Origin of the sequence: Nocardioides seonyuensis (genome assembly GCF_004683965.1) — a bacterium.
Taxonomy (GTDB): Bacteria; Actinomycetota; Actinomycetes; order Propionibacteriales; family Nocardioidaceae; genus Nocardioides; species Nocardioides seonyuensis.
Window position 1 is genome coordinate 3,018,286 of the sequence record NZ_CP038436.1, and the last position, 14,960, is coordinate 3,033,245.

Annotated in this window: 16 protein-coding genes; 8 read left to right on the top strand and 8 right to left on the bottom strand. The window is 70.9% G+C overall.

What is annotated here, in order from left to right; translation table 11 throughout:
• Nucleotides 1–45: 45 nt before the first annotated feature.
• From EXE58_RS14635 to EXE58_RS14645, 3 genes are all read right to left on the bottom strand, one after another.
• Nucleotides 46–1,524, bottom strand: coding sequence for an HNH endonuclease signature motif containing protein (locus tag EXE58_RS14635; RefSeq protein ID WP_135268564.1), 1,479 nt, complete (start codon nt 1,522–1,524; stop codon nt 46–48).
• A 151-nt stretch (nt 1,525–1,675) separates the two neighbouring features.
• Nucleotides 1,676–1,882 (bottom strand): helix-hairpin-helix domain-containing protein, encoded by a 207-nt coding sequence (locus EXE58_RS14640; RefSeq protein WP_244242245.1) that lies wholly within the window; start codon nt 1,880–1,882, stop codon nt 1,676–1,678.
• A 12-nt stretch (nt 1,883–1,894) separates the two neighbouring features.
• A complete protein-coding gene (locus EXE58_RS14645) occupies nt 1,895–2,722 on the bottom strand; it encodes an NAD(P)/FAD-dependent oxidoreductase (RefSeq protein ID WP_135268566.1) in 828 nt (275 codons plus the stop codon).
• Nucleotides 2,723–2,779: 57 nt separating this feature from the next.
• Here EXE58_RS14645 and EXE58_RS14650 point away from each other — a divergent pair, with 57 nt between their 5' ends.
• Nucleotides 2,780–3,214 carry a helix-turn-helix domain-containing protein gene (locus EXE58_RS14650; RefSeq protein WP_135268567.1) on the top strand — a complete coding sequence of 145 codons (435 nt, stop codon included), beginning with the start codon at nt 2,780–2,782 and terminating at the stop codon, nt 3,212–3,214.
• Here EXE58_RS14650 and EXE58_RS14655 read toward each other — a convergent pair.
• Nucleotides 3,201–4,289 carry a winged helix DNA-binding domain-containing protein gene (locus EXE58_RS14655; protein ID WP_167288916.1) on the bottom strand — a complete coding sequence of 363 codons (1,089 nt, stop codon included), beginning with the start codon at nt 4,287–4,289 and terminating at the stop codon, nt 3,201–3,203. The genes EXE58_RS14650 and EXE58_RS14655 overlap by 14 nt on opposite strands.
• A gap of 49 nt (nt 4,290–4,338) precedes the next feature.
• On the opposite strand from EXE58_RS14655, the gene EXE58_RS14660 reads away from it, so the two are divergent.
• From EXE58_RS14660 to hemW, 3 genes are all read left to right on the top strand, one after another.
• Nucleotides 4,339–5,253 carry an aminoglycoside phosphotransferase family protein gene (locus EXE58_RS14660; RefSeq protein ID WP_135268569.1) on the top strand — a complete coding sequence of 305 codons (915 nt, stop codon included), beginning with the start codon at nt 4,339–4,341 and terminating at the stop codon, nt 5,251–5,253.
• A 145-nt stretch (nt 5,254–5,398) separates the two neighbouring features.
• Nucleotides 5,399–7,219: an AMP-dependent synthetase/ligase gene (locus tag EXE58_RS14665; RefSeq protein WP_135268570.1), complete on the top strand. Its 1,821-nt coding sequence runs from the start codon at nt 5,399–5,401 to the stop codon at nt 7,217–7,219.
• 70 nt (nt 7,220–7,289) lie between these two features.
• Nucleotides 7,290–8,504, top strand: coding sequence for a radical SAM family heme chaperone HemW (gene hemW / locus EXE58_RS14670; RefSeq protein ID WP_135268571.1), 1,215 nt, complete (start codon nt 7,290–7,292; stop codon nt 8,502–8,504).
• A gap of 22 nt (nt 8,505–8,526) precedes the next feature.
• Here hemW and EXE58_RS14675 read toward each other — a convergent pair whose 3' ends face one another.
• The 3 genes from EXE58_RS14675 to EXE58_RS14685 all read right to left on the bottom strand — a co-directional run bounded on the left by EXE58_RS14675 (nt 8,527) and on the right by EXE58_RS14685 (nt 10,573).
• Nucleotides 8,527–9,375 (bottom strand): DUF3097 domain-containing protein, encoded by an 849-nt coding sequence (locus tag EXE58_RS14675; RefSeq protein WP_135268572.1) that lies wholly within the window; start codon nt 9,373–9,375, stop codon nt 8,527–8,529.
• A 73-nt stretch (nt 9,376–9,448) separates the two neighbouring features.
• Entirely contained in the window at nt 9,449–9,676 is a 228-nt protein-coding gene (locus EXE58_RS14680) for a hypothetical protein (RefSeq protein ID WP_135268573.1), read from the bottom strand.
• Between the two features lie 39 nt (nt 9,677–9,715).
• Entirely contained in the window at nt 9,716–10,573 is an 858-nt protein-coding gene (locus tag EXE58_RS14685; RefSeq protein ID WP_135268574.1) for an MBL fold metallo-hydrolase, read from the bottom strand.
• Between the two features lie 85 nt (nt 10,574–10,658).
• On the opposite strand from EXE58_RS14685, the gene hrcA reads away from it, so the two are divergent.
• Genes hrcA through EXE58_RS14700 form a run of 3 tightly spaced genes read left to right on the top strand, consistent with a single transcriptional unit; the run spans nt 10,659 to nt 13,607 of the window.
• Nucleotides 10,659–11,687 carry a heat-inducible transcriptional repressor HrcA gene (gene hrcA / locus EXE58_RS14690; protein ID WP_135268575.1) on the top strand — a complete coding sequence of 343 codons (1,029 nt, stop codon included), beginning with the start codon at nt 10,659–10,661 and terminating at the stop codon, nt 11,685–11,687.
• Nucleotides 11,684–12,859 (top strand): molecular chaperone DnaJ, encoded by a 1,176-nt coding sequence (gene dnaJ / locus EXE58_RS14695; RefSeq protein ID WP_135268576.1) that lies wholly within the window; start codon nt 11,684–11,686, stop codon nt 12,857–12,859. Before hrcA ends, dnaJ begins: the two co-directional genes overlap by 4 nt.
• Before the next feature lie 10 nt (nt 12,860–12,869).
• A complete protein-coding gene (locus EXE58_RS14700; protein ID WP_135268577.1) occupies nt 12,870–13,607 on the top strand; it encodes a 16S rRNA (uracil(1498)-N(3))-methyltransferase in 738 nt (245 codons plus the stop codon).
• Nucleotides 13,608–13,617: 10 nt separating this feature from the next.
• Here the strand turns inward: EXE58_RS14700 and EXE58_RS14705 are convergent, their stop codons facing one another.
• On the bottom strand, nt 13,618–14,529 hold the full coding sequence (locus tag EXE58_RS14705) for a Gmad2 immunoglobulin-like domain-containing protein (RefSeq protein WP_135268578.1): 912 nt from the start codon (nt 14,527–14,529) through the stop codon (nt 13,618–13,620).
• 72 nt (nt 14,530–14,601) lie between these two features.
• Here EXE58_RS14705 and EXE58_RS14710 point away from each other — a divergent pair, with 72 nt between their 5' ends.
• On the top strand, nt 14,602–14,955 hold the full coding sequence (locus EXE58_RS14710) for a histidine triad nucleotide-binding protein (RefSeq protein WP_135268579.1): 354 nt from the start codon (nt 14,602–14,604) through the stop codon (nt 14,953–14,955).
• Nucleotides 14,956–14,960 lie beyond the last annotated feature (5 nt).

Consider the following 14,960-nt stretch of genomic DNA (forward strand, 5'->3'; position numbering starts at 1 on the left):
CCTGTAGCCCCGCCATGTGGTGCTCTGGCGGGGCGTGGGGCGGAGTCAATGTCGATCGGGTCGTCGGCTGTCCTCGGTGGTTGAGGATGGACGGAGTCCTGTCTCGAAACCAGGTGAAGCCAGTGGCGAGGTGCCTTCGTGGTCGCGGAGGTAGCGGTGGCCGTGGGGGCTGGTCCACTCGTAGACCCCTGGTTCGACCATGGTGTAGCGCCAGCCGGTGTGGGTCTTGAGCCGGTGGTGGAAAGTGCACAGCGCGGCGAGGTTCGCGATCGCGGTAGGCCCTGACTGCGCCCCGCCCTCGGCTTCGGCGTCGTGGTCGTAGGGCTCGATGTGGTCGACCTGACAACGCCGCGCGGGTCGGGTGCAGTGCGGGAACACGCAGGTCCGGTCCCGGAGAACGACGCGTTCGCGGATCCGGTCGGGGATCGCGTAGCCGTTGGCCCGAAGCGGCTGGTTGAGGTCGATGACGGGCTTGAGGACGACCTTGGTGTGAGAGTCACCGCACCAGGACCTGACCTGGTCGAGCAGGAGCAGACGCATGCCTTCCTCCATCCGGCCGAGGTGGTCGAAGGTGATCCCGCCGCCGACTGCGGCGGCGGTGAGGTGGATGTGGAGGACGAGCTGGCGGGCCGCGGGGGTTTCGAGACGGCGCTGGGGCGCCTCCTCAACCACCGAACTCTGCTCAACCACCGAAGGTGGTTGGCCGTCCTCGACCACCGAGGACTCGTGGCCGAGGAGTCCGGCGAGGTCGAGGCTGGTCTGGGTGCGGGCGAGGTGGCCGAGGGCGGTGGCGCGGCGGGCGTCGAGGGACTCGGTGGAGCCGAGCGCCTTCAACGCGGCAGCACGCTGAGCGAGGGTGAGGTCGAGGTCGAGGGCATCAGCGAGGTCGAGGCAGGCGTTGACCGAGATGGTGCCGCACCTGGAGACGACGTCCTTCTCGAGGGTGACGTGCCGGTTCTCGCCCGAAGCCGTCTCGTCGTCGGGGTCGGTGGTGTCGAGCTGGAACCGGGCGATCGCCTCGGTCACGAGCCGGTCGAGCTGCGCGGCGCCGACCTTCCCGGCCACCGCGGCGACCTGGGAGTCGACCCAGCCGGCGGCCTCCATCGTCAGGGCGGGGGAGGCGTGAGCGGTGGCCTCGGCCACCAGCCGGGCCCGCCACGCCGGGACCCGTCCGGCGTGCACGGCTGCCCAGAGCCTGGGGAGGCGGTGGCGCAGCTCGAGGGCGTTGCCGATCAGCCGCTTCGCCGCGGCGGTCGAGACGCCCAGGACGCCACCGAGCTCGGCGCAGCAGAACTCCGCCACCAACGGCGTGCCCGGGCCGGCGAGGGGTTCCTCGTGCTCACAGCCAGGCATCGAGAACCCGGCGGCGTGGTGGATGGACTCCGGCGGGTGCAGGTCAGCCCACTCAGCAGCCAGGGCGAGGACATCGGCCGCCGCCCTGTTCTCTGCTCTCCGCCGCTCCCGCACCGCCGTCAGCACCGTGGCCGCGGAACCCGGCTGCGTGGCGGTGGCGGTGGCTGGCATGACTCAATCCAACCTGAGACCACTGACAGTCGGAGGCCTCGGAAAGCCCCATTCCACAGGGGTTTCGAGACAGGACCCTTCGAGACGGCCGCGGACGGCCTCCTCAGGACGGCGCTCCGTCCTTCCGCAACCACCGAGCTCGAGCACTTCCTCAAGCAGTGCCGCTGGGCTCTTCACGCCGTCGCGCGTCGCGCTCCTCGCCCAGGAGGCGGATCGCCTTGGGCCCGACGCCGTGGATTCGCGCCAACTCGTCGAGCTCCTCAGGAAGGTCCTCGAGACGCGCGAAGCCGGCGTCGATCAATCCACCCACGGCTGGCCGGCCGATGCGGACGCCGTCGAACTCCGGGCCACGATCCATGCCCATCCTCCTTCAGCTGCTGTGGGTGAGCGAGTCTCCCACCGAGGCAGCGGCGGCGACCAGACCCGTGGCCGCGGCGGTGAGCACGCTCGCCATCGGCATCGCCAGCGCCTTCGTGTGGGCCATGTCCCCGGCGGCGTAGACACCCTGCACGCTGGTCCGGCCCATCGCATCGACCTCGACGCAGCCGCTCTCGAGCACGTCGAGCCCGAGCTGCTCGGCGAACGGTGCCGCTTGCTCGAACTCCGTCGCAGCGAAGAGACCGCCGGCCCTGACCTCGCCGTCCGCCGTGGTCAGCAGCACCTCGTCACCGTCGATGACGACCTTCTCCAGGCCGGACACGACTCGGACGTCCTCGGCGATGCGCGACAGCATGGGCACGAGGTGGTCGGCACGTGCCTCCTGGATGGCGACCGTCCTGCCGGCGAGCTCGTGACCGTGGCAGAACGGGCAGTGGTGGACGTGGGTCCCGAAGGCCTCCGCCATCCCGGGCACGTCCGGCAGGACGTCGCGCACGCCCGTGGCCAGCAGCACGGCGTCGGAGCCGACGACCGAACCGTCGGCGAGGACGGTCTCGAAGCCGCCGCCGCTGCGTCGGCGCACCTCCAGAGCCGCGCAGTCGCGCACCTCCACGGTGTCGTACGACGCCAGGTCGGCACGTGCCATCTCGCGGAACTCCTCGGGTCGACGGCCGTCGTGCGTGACGAAGTTGTGCATGTGGCCGGCGGCCGCGTTGCGGTAGCTGCCCGAGTCGAGCAGCAGCGCGTCCCGGTGCATGCGGCCGAGGGTGAGGGCGGCCTGCAGCCCGGCGGGCCCGCCTCCGATGATGACGACGTCCATGGGTCCTCCTGGGTGTGTGTCCTTGAGTTACCCAGGATCTTGTGACTTCATGTCAACATGAAGTCAAGTGGTGAGGCGACCTGGTCCGTCGGCGAGGTGGCCGAACGCTTCGGCATGCCGACTCACGTGCTTCGGCACTGGGAGTCCGAGGGCCTCCTCGAGCCGGATCGTGACACCGGGGGTCGGCGTCGCTACGGCCGGGACGACATCACGCGGGTCGCGGCCATCCGGCGACAGAAGGACGCCGGCATGAGCCTGGAGCAGATCCGCGTGCTGCTCGACGCGGACGCTCCGCGGCGGCACGCGGTGCTGCAGGAGCACCTGAGCGACCTCGACCGACGCGCCGAGGAGATCCGGATAGCACGCGAGATGACGGAGCACGCCTACAGCTGCCGGGCCCACGACCTGAGCACCTGCCCGGGCTTCCAGGCACACGTCGCCGACCTGGTGGCGGCGTTCGACGCGCCGGACGCGGAGGTCACGCGCCGCTGAGCGACACCTCGGTGATGGTGATCCCGAGCGCAGCGCCCAGCGCCGTGACCGAGCCCTCCAGGCGCGCCTTGCTGGGCAACCGGGTTCCGGGCAACGCGTGCACCTCGAGCGGTCGGCGCTTCGCCGTTCCGGGCGCGCGCCAGTAGCCGGTGATCCGGCCGTCGACGAGCAGGGGGGACCGCATCAGTCCGTTCGGTCCTTGCCACAGCAGGGGGTGGTGCTCGGGATCGATGAACCGGTGACGCGCCTTCGGGTCGTAGCCGCACAGGAGGGCATCGAACTCCGCAAGCAGCCGGACGCCTTCCACGGTCCGCGGTGCCGGTGGGTCCGGAAGGTCGACGTAGGTGCGCCCGTCGGGGCCCTCCTCGCCGGGGAGGTCCAGGTCCTCCAGCACGGAGTCGACGACGCCGAGCCCCAGGCCGGACCACCAGGCGATGTCGTGCCGGGACGCGGGTCCGTGGCTCCGCAGGTGCAGTCGTACGACGTCCGCCAGCGTGGCCCTGCCCGGCGCGTCGAACGTCCGGTAGACGGGTCGCCCCTGTCCCTCCCAACCGGTCCCCGAGGCCGGGCGTCGTACGAGGCCCCCGTGGCCGAAGGAGAGGTAGCGGCCGACCTGTGCCCGTGCGTGAACGACCGACGCCGGGTGGTGCTCCTCCAACCAGGACGTCAGGTGCTCGTGCAGCTCCTCGGGCGTGCGCCACTCCCGGGCGAACTCCTCGGTCGCTGCCCACAGCTCATCGACCAGGTCGTCGGGCAGCTTCAGGAGCTGCGTCCAGCGACGGCGCTGACCCCTCCTCGTCGCCGCACTGAGGGCGGCGAACTGTGCCGGCGTCGCCGTGTGGACCGTGCCGCGGATCGTGCTGCCGCGAACGATCGCAGCGGCGTCGTAGGCCTCGGAGACCTGCTGGTGCGTGACGCCGGGAGACCTCGCAGCCAGGCCGAGGAAGGCAGCACGGGCTGTCTGCGTCTGCATCGGCCCCGTGAGCGCGACCGTGTCGGCGACCGATCCGGCGCCCCCTGATGGGAACTGACGCGCGAGCGTCCGGGCGGCCAGTTCCTCCCACGTGAGTGCCACCTGAGGAGTCAAGCACGCGCGACCTTGGCGGTGTCGGCAGACTGAACACGTGTTCATCCCCCGCGCACTCGACGCGCAGCGGTCACTGGGTGAGGAGTGGGGCGACTGGCTCGACCGCCTGCCCCGCCTTGCGGGTGACGTGCTCGAGGAGTGGCGGCTGGTGCTGGACGGGGAGGCCCTGCACGGACACTGTTCGCTGGTCCTTCCGGTGCGGACCGACGCGGGGGAGCGTGCCGCGCTCAAGGTCACCTTCGACGGAGACGACGAGTCCGAGCACGAAGGGCTCGCCCTGCAGCGCTGGGCGGGCCACGGTGCCGTACGACTCCTGCGCGCCGACCCGCACCGCCGAGCCCTGCTCCTGGAGCGGTTGCACACCCACGACCTCTCCGATGCCTGGGACATCGACGCGTGCGAAGTCGTCGGAGGGCTCTACGCCGCTCTCCACGTGCCCGCGCCGGCGCAGCTGCGGACGCTGACGTCGTACGTCGAACGGTGCCTCGACGACCTCGTGGTGCTCGGACGCGACGTGCCGATGCCGCGACGCCACGTCGACCAGGCGCTGGCGCTGGGTCGGGACCTGGTGAGCGACCCCGCGAGCACGGGAGTGCTGGTCCACGGTGACCTGCACTACGCCAACGTGCTGGCTGCGGACCGCGAGCCCTGGTCGGCGATCGACCCGAAGCCGATGAGCGGTGACCCCCACTACGAGCCTGCGCCCATGTTGTGGAACCGCTGGGACGAGCTGGCAGGAGACCTGCGCAACGGCGTACGACGCCGGTTCCACACCCTCGTGGACGTCGCCCTTCTCGACGAGGCACGCGCCCGGGACTGGGTCATCGTCCGCGCAGTGCTGAGCGCGGGTTGGACCGTCCAGCGGGCGAGGGCCGGTGACCGGTCGCTCGCCCAGGGAGAGCAGGCCTGGATCACCCGATGCCTGACGATCGCCAAGGCGGTGCAGGACTAGGCAATTCCACACGAAATGTCCAGTCCAATGACTGGGTCGCGGGTACGCAGCAGGGCAAAGTGATCTAGGTTACGGCTCACAGAGTCAGCCCCGGTGACGCCTGCGCGTCACGCCCAGACTGCGATGAGACAGGTGACGCAACGAAATGTCGACCACGACCGACACGAGCTTCCTGGACACCATGCCGGCCAACGTGGCCGTCCAGTTCTTCGATCGAGTGGCGGCCTCGCCGGCCCGGGAGGCGTTCCGGTTCCCGCGGGGTGAAGCCTGGGAGTCCGTCACCTGGCAGCAGGCCGGTGACCTCGTCGAGGCCCTGGCCGCAGGCCTGATCAAGCTCGGCATCGAGTCCGAGCAGCGCGTGGGAATCGCCTCGGGCACGCGCTACGAATGGGTCCTCGCCGACCTCGCGGTCATGGCAGCGGCCGGCGCGACCACGACCGTCTACCCCACGACCAACGCCGAGGACACCGTCTACATCCTGGCCGACTCCGAGAGCCGCGTCGTCTTCGCCGAGGACGACGACCAGGTCAAGAAGCTCACCGACCACAAGGGCGAGCTGCCCCACGTGTCCAAGGTCGTCACGTTCGAGGGCAAGACCGACGGAGACTGGATCATCTCCCTCGACGACCTTGCCGCCCTGGGCAGGGAGCTGCTGGCCGAGCAGCCCGACATCGTCCGAGAGACGTCCCAGAGCATCCGTCCCGAGCAGCTCGCGACGCTCATCTACACCTCCGGCACCACCGGTCGCCCCAAGGGAGTGCGCCTGCGCCACTCCTCGTGGGTCTTCGAGGGCGAGTCCATCAAGTCCCAGGGCATCCTCAGCCCCGACGACCTGGAGTTCCGCTGGCTCCCCATGGCTCACTCGTTCGGCAAGGTGCTCATGTCGACGCAGATGGCGGTGGGCTTCGCGGCCGCGATCGACGGCCGGGTCGAGAAGATCGTCGACAACCTCGGCGTCGTGAAGCCGACGTTCATGGGTGCGGCCCCCCGCATCTTCGAGAAGGCCCACGGCAAGATCGTCACCATGCAGGCGGCCGAGGGCGGCGCCAAGGAGAAGATCTTCAACAGCGCCTTCGCTGTCGGTCTCGAGGTCGAGCGCCTCAAGCGCGAGGGCAAGTCGATCCCGATCGGGCTCAAGCTCAAGCACGCCGTCTTCGACAAGCTCGTCTTCTCCAAGATCCGTGACCGTTTCGGCGGACGGGTGCGCTTCTTCATCTCCGGCGCGGCTGCCCTCAACCGCGACATCGGCGAGTGGTTCAACGCCGCCGGGATCAAGATCCTCGAGGGCTACGGCATGACCGAGAACTCCGCCGGCGCTGCCGTCAACCACCCCGACGACAACCGCATCGGGACGGTCGGCAAGGCGTTCCCGGGAGCCGAGATCAAGATCGGCGAGGGCGACGAGGTCCTCATCAGGGGCCCGCACGTCATGGACGGCTACCACAACCTGCCCGAGGAGACGGCCAAGGCTCTCGACGCCGACGGCTGGCTCCACACCGGAGACAAGGGCTCCCTCGACGAGGACGGCTTCCTGACCATCACCGGTCGCATCAAGGAGCTGTTCAAGACCTCCGGCGGCAAGTACATCGCCCCGCCGGCGATCGAGGCCAAGTTCAAGGCGGTGTGCCCCTACGCCAGCCAGTTCATGGTGTTCGGCAACGAGCGCAACTACTGCGTCGCCCTGGTCACCCTCGACCCGGACGCCATGGCCACCTGGGCCGAGGAGAACGGCATGTCCGGCGCGTCCTACACCGAGGTCGTCAACTCCGACCAGGTCCAGAAGATGGTGGGCGACTACGTCGACGAGCTCAACAGCCACCTCAACCGCTGGGAGACCATCAAGAAGTGGAAGCTGCTCGACCACGACCTCACGGTCGAGTCCGGCGAGCTCACCCCCTCGATGAAGGTCAAGCGCAACGTCGTGGAGGAGAACAACAAGGCGATCATCGAGTCGCTGTACGCCTGATCCACACACGCGACCAGAACGGGTGCCGGCGAGTCCGCCGGCACCCGTTCGTCGTGGTTGGATACCCACCGTGCCCCCCGCCCAGCCCGAAGGTGAACCCGCGCCGGCGGACGGCGTGCTCCCTGTCGAGGCATGGGGGGAGTTCGGGTCGCGTCCCTTCGGCCTCTACGTGCACGTGCCGTTCTGCACGACCCGCTGCGGCTACTGCGACTTCAACACCTACACCGCCCAGGAGCTGGGTGACGAGGTCGGTGCCGGGCGGGCGTCGTACGCCGAGGCCGCCATCGCCGAGATCCGCTTCGCGCGTGAGGTCCTCGGCCACCGCGACGTCAAGATCGACACGATCTTCTTCGGGGGCGGCACGCCGACCCTGCTCAAGGCGGCCGACCTGGGTGCCATCCTCGCCAGCGCAGCCGCGGAGTTCGGGCTGGCCGACGACGTGGAGATCACGACGGAGGCCAATCCCGACAGCGTCGCCCTGTGGGACCTGGAGGAGCTGCGCACAGCCGGATTCAACCGGATCTCGTTCGGGATGCAGTCCAGTGTCGATCACGTGCTGCGCACCCTGGACCGCACTCACGACCCGCTGCGGGTCCCGGCCGTCGTGGACTGGGCGCGCCAGGCAGGGTTCGACCAGGTCAGCCTCGACCTGATCTACGGCACCCCGGGGGAGTCGCTGGCCGACTGGGACGCCTCCGTCGAGGCTGCGCTGGCCTGCCAGCCCGACCACGTCTCGGCCTACTCGCTGATCGTCGAGCCCGGCACCGCGCTGGCGCGCCGCGTCCGGCGCGGCGAGCTGCCGATGCCCGACGAGGACGACCTCGCCGACAAGTACCTCGCCGTCGACGAGCGGATGAGCCGGGCCGGCCTGGAGTGGTACGAGGTCTCCAACTGGGCCACCTCGCCCGACCACTGGTGCCGCCACAACCTGCTCTACTGGACCGGCGGGCACTGGTGGGGCGTGGGGCCAGGCGCACACTCCCACGTCGGCGGAGTCCGCTGGTGGAACGTCAAGCATCCGGCGGCCTATGCCGAACGCCTGGCAGCGGGCGTCTCCCCGGCCCTTGCTCGCGAGGTCCTCGGCTACCGCGACCGCCGCGTGGAGCGGGTCATGCTCGAGATCCGGCTGGTCGAGGGGCTACCGGTCTCAGCGCTCGACGCTGACGGCCGCGGCCAGGTGGCACGGCTCGTCGACGAGGGGCTGGTGACGCTGGTCTCCGAGCGCCTGATCCTCACCCAGCGCGGCCGCCTGCTCGCCGATGCGGTCGTGCGCGACCTGACCTGAGGGTCGGCCCCAGGTGCTGGGCTCAGTCCTGGGTGACGAAGTCGATCAGCTCTTCGACACGGCCGAGCAGAGCGGGCTCGAGGTCGGCGAAGGACCCCACGCGACCGAGCACGTGCTTCCAGGCCCGGGCGATGTCGGCCTGGTCCCGGTGGGGCCAGCCCAGCTGCTGGCAGGTGCCGGTCTTCCAGTCGATGCTGCGGGGGACCTCGGGCCAGCGCTTGATCCCGAGGCGGTCCGGTCGCACGGCCTGCCAGATGTCGATGAAGGGGTGACCGACGACGAGGACGTGCTTGCCGATCGGGGAGCGGGCGATGCCCTGGGCGATGCGCGACTCCTTGGACCCCGGCACGAGGTGGTCGACGAGGACGCCCACGCGGCGCTGGGGCCCGGGCCTGAAGTCGCGGAGGTGGTCGGCGAGGTCGTCGACCCCGCCGAGGTACTCGACCACCACTCCCTCGATGCGCAGGTCGTCACCCCACACCTTCTCGACGAGCTCGGCGTCGTGCCTGCCCTCGACGAAGATGCGGCTCGCGCGTGCCACGCGCGCCTGCGCACCGCGCACGGCGATCGACCCGGACGCCGTACGGGTGGGCTGCGGGGGAGCGCCCGGACGGACCGGGCGGGTGAGGATCACGGGCTTGCCCTCGAGCAGGAAGCCGGGGCCGAGAGGGAACGTGCGGCGCTTCTGGCGGCGGTCCTCGAGCGTCAGCGTGTCCAGGTCGCGGTCGATCGCGACGACCTCGCCGCACCAGTCGGTGGTGACCTCCTCCACGACCTGGCCGATCTCGGCAGGAACCTCACGTGCTCGCCCACGAGCGGGCGCGCGCCAGTCGGTGGTGAGGACGTCTGAGCCGTAGCGGTCGAGAGGCACCTGTCCACGCTACGGACCGCTGCCCGCGAACCGGGGACGGCACGCCGGGGGAGCGCCAAGTGGGGCAGTCGGGTCAGGACTCGTCGGTGCCCTGGGCCTCGTCGGCCTCGGCTGCCTGCCGGGTGGCGTCGAGATCCGGCTGGGTCGCGTCCATGTCCAGCTCCTCGCGGCTCTTGGTGGCCTCGTCGTCGGCGTCGAGGGGCTCGGCGAGCGGGTTGTCCTCGCCCGGCTGGAGGTCCTCGGGCAGCTGGTCGTCGCTGATCCCGCCCTGGGCGGTGTCGTCCTTGCTCGGTTCGCTCATGTCCCCCGTGGTACCCGCACCACGCGCGGACAAGCCCCTTCAGACGAGGGGCAGCCGCTTCTGGCTGCGCGGGAGGTGCTGGTAGCCGCGTGCCACGGCGTGCGCGATGCGTGGGTCTGCGGCGTCCCAGGGCCACTCGCCGGTGGCAGCGGCCTCGGCGGCGGGCACTCCCGAGGAGGCGAGGTGGCGGACGGTCTCGGCGATGATGCCGAGCTCGTTGCGCTGCTGCTCCACGAAGTCGCGGTCGACGACGACGCCGTGGCCGGGCACGATGCGCGACGACGCCGTCAGCAGGCCGAGCACGATGTCCAGGGTGAGAGGCCACTCCATCGGCCAGGAGTCGGGGCCGATCCAGGGGTGGGCGGACTCCTCGACGAGGTCGCCGGCCAGCACCACGTCGGCGTCGGGGACGCGGACCACGAGGTCGCCGTCGGTGTGCCCGCGTCCCGGGTGGACGAGCTCGACCAGCCGGTCGCCGAGGTCGAGGACGACGGCTGAGGAGAAGACCCGGTCAGGTACGACGACCTCGGTTGCCGCGATCTCGTCGGCGTGCTCGTCGTCGGGGTCCTCGAGCCAGCCTGCGCGGGTCCGGTCCCCGTGCTGCGCGAGGGTGGCAGCGGCCTGCTCGTGCGCGTGGATGGGAATCCCCGGACACGCCTCACGCAGCGCGGCGTTGCCCAGCACGTGGTCCCAGTGGCTGTGGGTGTTGACCACGGCGACCGGGTCTCCCATGCCCAGGCGACGCAGGTCGGAGACGACCGTGCGGCCGGCCGCGGTCGAGGCGTGCGTGTCGACGACCAGGACGCCGCGCTCGCTCCCCACCGCTGTGACGTTGGCGTCGGCCCACTCGTAGCGCGCCACCCACACGCGCTCTGCGACTTCGGTGAACTCCGCCATGGTGCGAGCCTAGTAGCATTGGCACTCGCAGCGGTGGAGTGCCAGTGCTCTACCCGGGTGAGACTGACGAAGGCGAGGAGGCGGCATGGTCGAGGAGCGACGACTTGCGGTGCTGCGCGCGATCGTCGAGGACTACGTCGCCACTGAGGAGCCGGTCGGCTCTCGTGCGCTCGTGGAGAGGCACGGTCTCGGGGTCTCGCCGGCCACGGTCCGCAACGACATGGCAGCGCTCGAGGACGAGGGCTACATCCACCAGCCCCACACCAGCGCCGGCCGGGTTCCCACCGACAAGGGCTACCGGCTCTTCGTCGATCGGCTCTCCACCGTCAAGCCGATGAGCGCGCCGGAGCGCCGGGCGATCGCCTCGCTCCTCGACGGAGCGGTCGACCTCGACGACGTCGTGCAGCGCTCGGTGCGCCTGCTGAGCCAGCTCACGCGCCAGGTCGCCATCGTCCAGTACCCCACGCTCGCCCGGTCGACGGTGCGCCACATCGAGCTGGTCGTCCTGACTCCCGCGCGGCTCATGCTCATCCTCATCCTGAGCACCGGCCGGGTCGAGCAGCGCCTGGTGGACCTGAGCCGGAGCGCGACCGAGGACGAGGTGGCCGACCTCAGGGTCCGGGTCAACCAGGCGGCGGCCGGTGAGCGGATCGCCGACGCGAGCGCGGCGCTGGGTGCACTGACCGAGGCCCTGCCCCAGGAGTCCTCCGCCCTCGCCCGCGAGGTCGTCACCGTCCTCGTGGACGCGATGTCCGACCACCGCAGCGACGAGCGCGTCGCAGTCGGCGGGGCCGCCAACCTGGCCCGCTTCGGCGACAGCTTCGACACCGCGGTCCGGCCGCTCCTCGAAGCCCTCGAGGAGCACGTCGTGCTGCTCAAGCTCCTCGGCGAGACCGTCGACGGCGACGCCGTGACGGTGCGCATCGGCCACGAGGGCCCCTACTCCGAGCTCGCCGCCACCAGTGTCGTGGCGACGGGCTACGGGCCGGCCGCGGAGCACCTCGGCTCCCTCGGCATCGTCGGCCCGACCCGCATGGACTATCCCGGATCCATGGCTGCCGTGCGTGCGGTCGCGCGCTACGTCTCCCGCATCCTCGATGAAGGAAACCAGTGACTCAGGACCCCTACGAGCTCCTCGGCGTGACGCGCGACGCGGACGCCGACACCATCAAGAAGGCCTACCGTCGGTTGGCCCGCCAGCTCCACCCCGACGTCAATCCCGACCCCGCGACCCAGGAGCGGTTCAAGGACGTCTCACGCGCCTACGAGATCCTCAGCGACCCCCAGAAGAAGGCCACCTACGACCGCGGCGGCGACGCGTTCGGTGCCGGCTTCGCCGGGGCCGGAGCGGGCTTCTCCTTCACCGACATCATGGACGCCTTCTTCGGTGGCGGCGCGGCGCCAGGTGGCGGCGGAGGGCAGCGTGGCCCGCGCTCCCGGCAACGCCGGGGCCAGGACGCGCTCATCCGCATCGACGTGTCGCTGGCGGAGGCGGCGTTCGGCGTCACCCGCGAGATCAAGGTCGACACGGCGGTGCGCTGCGAGGCGTGCCAGGGCGAGGGTGCTGCTCCGGGGACCCACCCGGTCACGTGCGAGACGTGTCGCGGCGCCGGCGAGGTCGCCCAGGTGCAGCGCTCCTTCCTGGGCGAGATCCGCACCCTGCGTCCCTGTGCTGCCTGCCGCGGGTTCGGATCGATCATTGCCGACCCGTGCCGTGAGTGCGCCGGCGACGGGCGCGTGCGGTCGCGCCGCGCGCTCAAGGTCAAGATCCCTGCCGGGGTCGACAACGGCACGCGTGTCCAGCTCGCCGAGCAGGGCGAGGTCGGTCCCGGAGCCGGGCCGGCTGGTGACCTCTACGTCGAGATCCACGTCGAGCCGCACGAGACCTTCACCCGTCACGGCAACGACCTGCACACCACGGTCTCGCTCCCGATGACCGCGGCGGCCCTCGGCACGCAGCTCACCTTGCCGCTGCTCGAGGCGGACCTCGACTCCGACGACGACTCCGACGTCCGCACCCACTACGACCTGCAGGTCACGCCCGGCACGCAGTCGGGCAGCCAGCAGGTGATCCGAGGCTTCGGGGTGCCGGGCCTGCGGGGAGGCCGCGGCGACCTGGTCGTGACCGTCGAGGTCGACACTCCCACCCGCTTGGACCCCCGCCAGGAGGAGCTCCTTCGCGAGCTCGCTGCGTTGAGGGGCGAGGAGACGCCCACCGGCCAGCCCAGCGCCTCGTCCCAGAAGTCGGTGTTCGGGCGACTTCGCGACGCCTTCAACGCCCACTGACACGCGTCCCATGTCGCTCCCGGTGCACCTCGTGCCGACCCTGGACGGGGTCGGGGTCGGCTCGACCGTCGAGGTCGCCGGCGCAGAGGCACACCACGCCGTCGCCGTACGACGCCTGCGCGCCGGCGAGACCGTGGTGCTGACCGACGGCCGGGGCCGCTCGGTCACCGGGGAGGTCCTCGAGACCGGCAAGCGGCTCTTCACCGTGGCGGTGGGATCCGTCTCCTCCGACGATCGTCCGCTGCCTTCGGTCACGGTGGTCCAGGCGCTGCCCAAGGGGGATCGTGGCGAGCTGGCCGTGGAGGTGCTGACCGAGGTGGGCGTCGACACCATCGTGCCGTGGGCCGCGTCACGGTCGGTGGCGCTGTGGAAGGGTGAGCGTGCCGAGAAGTCGCACGCCAAGTGGGCCGCCACCGCTCGCGAGGCTGCCAAGCAGTCGCGCCGCACCTGGCACCCTGAGGTCGCGCCGCTCGCGACCACGTCCGAGGTCGTCGAGCTGGTCCGTGGTTCGTCGTGCGCGGTGGTGCTGCACGAGGGGGCATCGACACCCGTGGCCGAGCTCGACGTGGGAGGTGACGGCCTGCTCGTCGTGGTCGGCCCCGAGGGTGGCCTCACCGACGAGGAGGTCGCGTCCTTCGTCGGCGCCGGTGCGGTCGCCGTACGACTGGGCGCGGAGGTGCTGCGCACCTCGACCGCCGGCGTGGTCGCCGTCGGTGCGCTGCTCTCTCGCACCTCGCGGTGGGGCTGAGCCCCCCAGGTCACTCGACGGTGATGTCCTTGGTGTCGGTGTGGGGGCCGTTGCCCTCGGCGCCACCGCTGGGGTCGTCGGTGGAGCAGAAGATCGTGTGCTCCCCGGGCTCGACAGCCGAGAGGTCGAGCTCACCGGAGAACGGGAACAGCTTGTCCTCCATCCAGCCCTCGGCCGTGAAGGGTGTGTCGCCCTCGTCGCTCTCGGTGCCGGCGAGCCCGCAGATGACGTTCGCCTCGAAGGAGTTGGCGGCCCCCGAGACCGCGAGCGGTCCCTGCGCGACGGTCGCGCCCTGCTCGGGGGTGGTGATGTTGACGTGGTTGAGCACCTTGAGCGGGCTCGCCTGCTTGAAGGGCTCCGCGATGTCCAGGCCGAACAGCGTCTGGGGACCGGACTCGCGGACGAGCTGCACGGGCACGCGCTCCTGCTGGACGCCCTGGAGGGTGTAGACCAGCTGCTGGATCGCCAGGCGCGCGTCGCGCTTGCGCATGCCGTCGGGGGCCTCGGTGAAGGCGTCGCCCTCCAGGCGCACCACGAGCATCCCGTCGCTCGCCTCGGCGCCGGCGATGGCTCCACCGGGCCACAGCGTGCGGTAGTCCGGGTCCTGGGCGCCGCCGGAGTCGACGAGCCCGGCCGCCTCGGTCAGGGGGTCCGCGCCGGTGGCCTGGACGAACTCGCGGAAGAGCCGTGGCCCGTCGGGGCCGTCGCCCACGAAGTAGACCGGCAGCGCCTGCCCGGAGCCGGCCGGCTCGCTGGTGCCCGTGGACTCGCTCGGCTCCTGGGTGGGCGAGGGGTCCAGGGTGTCGGTCGCCCGCGTCTCGCCGGAGGCCGGCTGCGTGTCAGGGTCGTCCGCGCAGGCCGTGAAGCCGAGTGACAGCGCACCCAGTGACAGGACGGCGGCAAGGCGGCGCGAGGAGCTCATGCCTTCCACGGTAGTGGGGACGGCCGTGCGGTCGACCGGCCACACGCCGGTCCGGGCGATTACGCTGCAAGCATGATCGAGAGCTCACCTGACTGTCTGTTCTGCAAGATCGTCGCCGGCGAGATCCCTGCCGAGGTCGTGCACGCGACCGAGTCAACTCTCGCCTTCCGTGACGTCGACCCCCAGGCGCCGACGCACGTGCTCGTCATCCCGGCAAGCCACTACCGCGACGCCGGCGACCTCGCCCTGCACGAGCCCGCGACCGCGGCCGAGATGCTCGTCGTGGCCGCCGAGGTCGCGGAGAAGGCCGGTCTGGGCGACGGCTACCGCCTGGTCTTCAACACCGGTGCAGGTGGCGGCCAGGTCGTCTTCCACGCGCACCTCCACGTCATCGGAGGACGGCCGATGGGGTGGCCACCCGGCTGAGCACG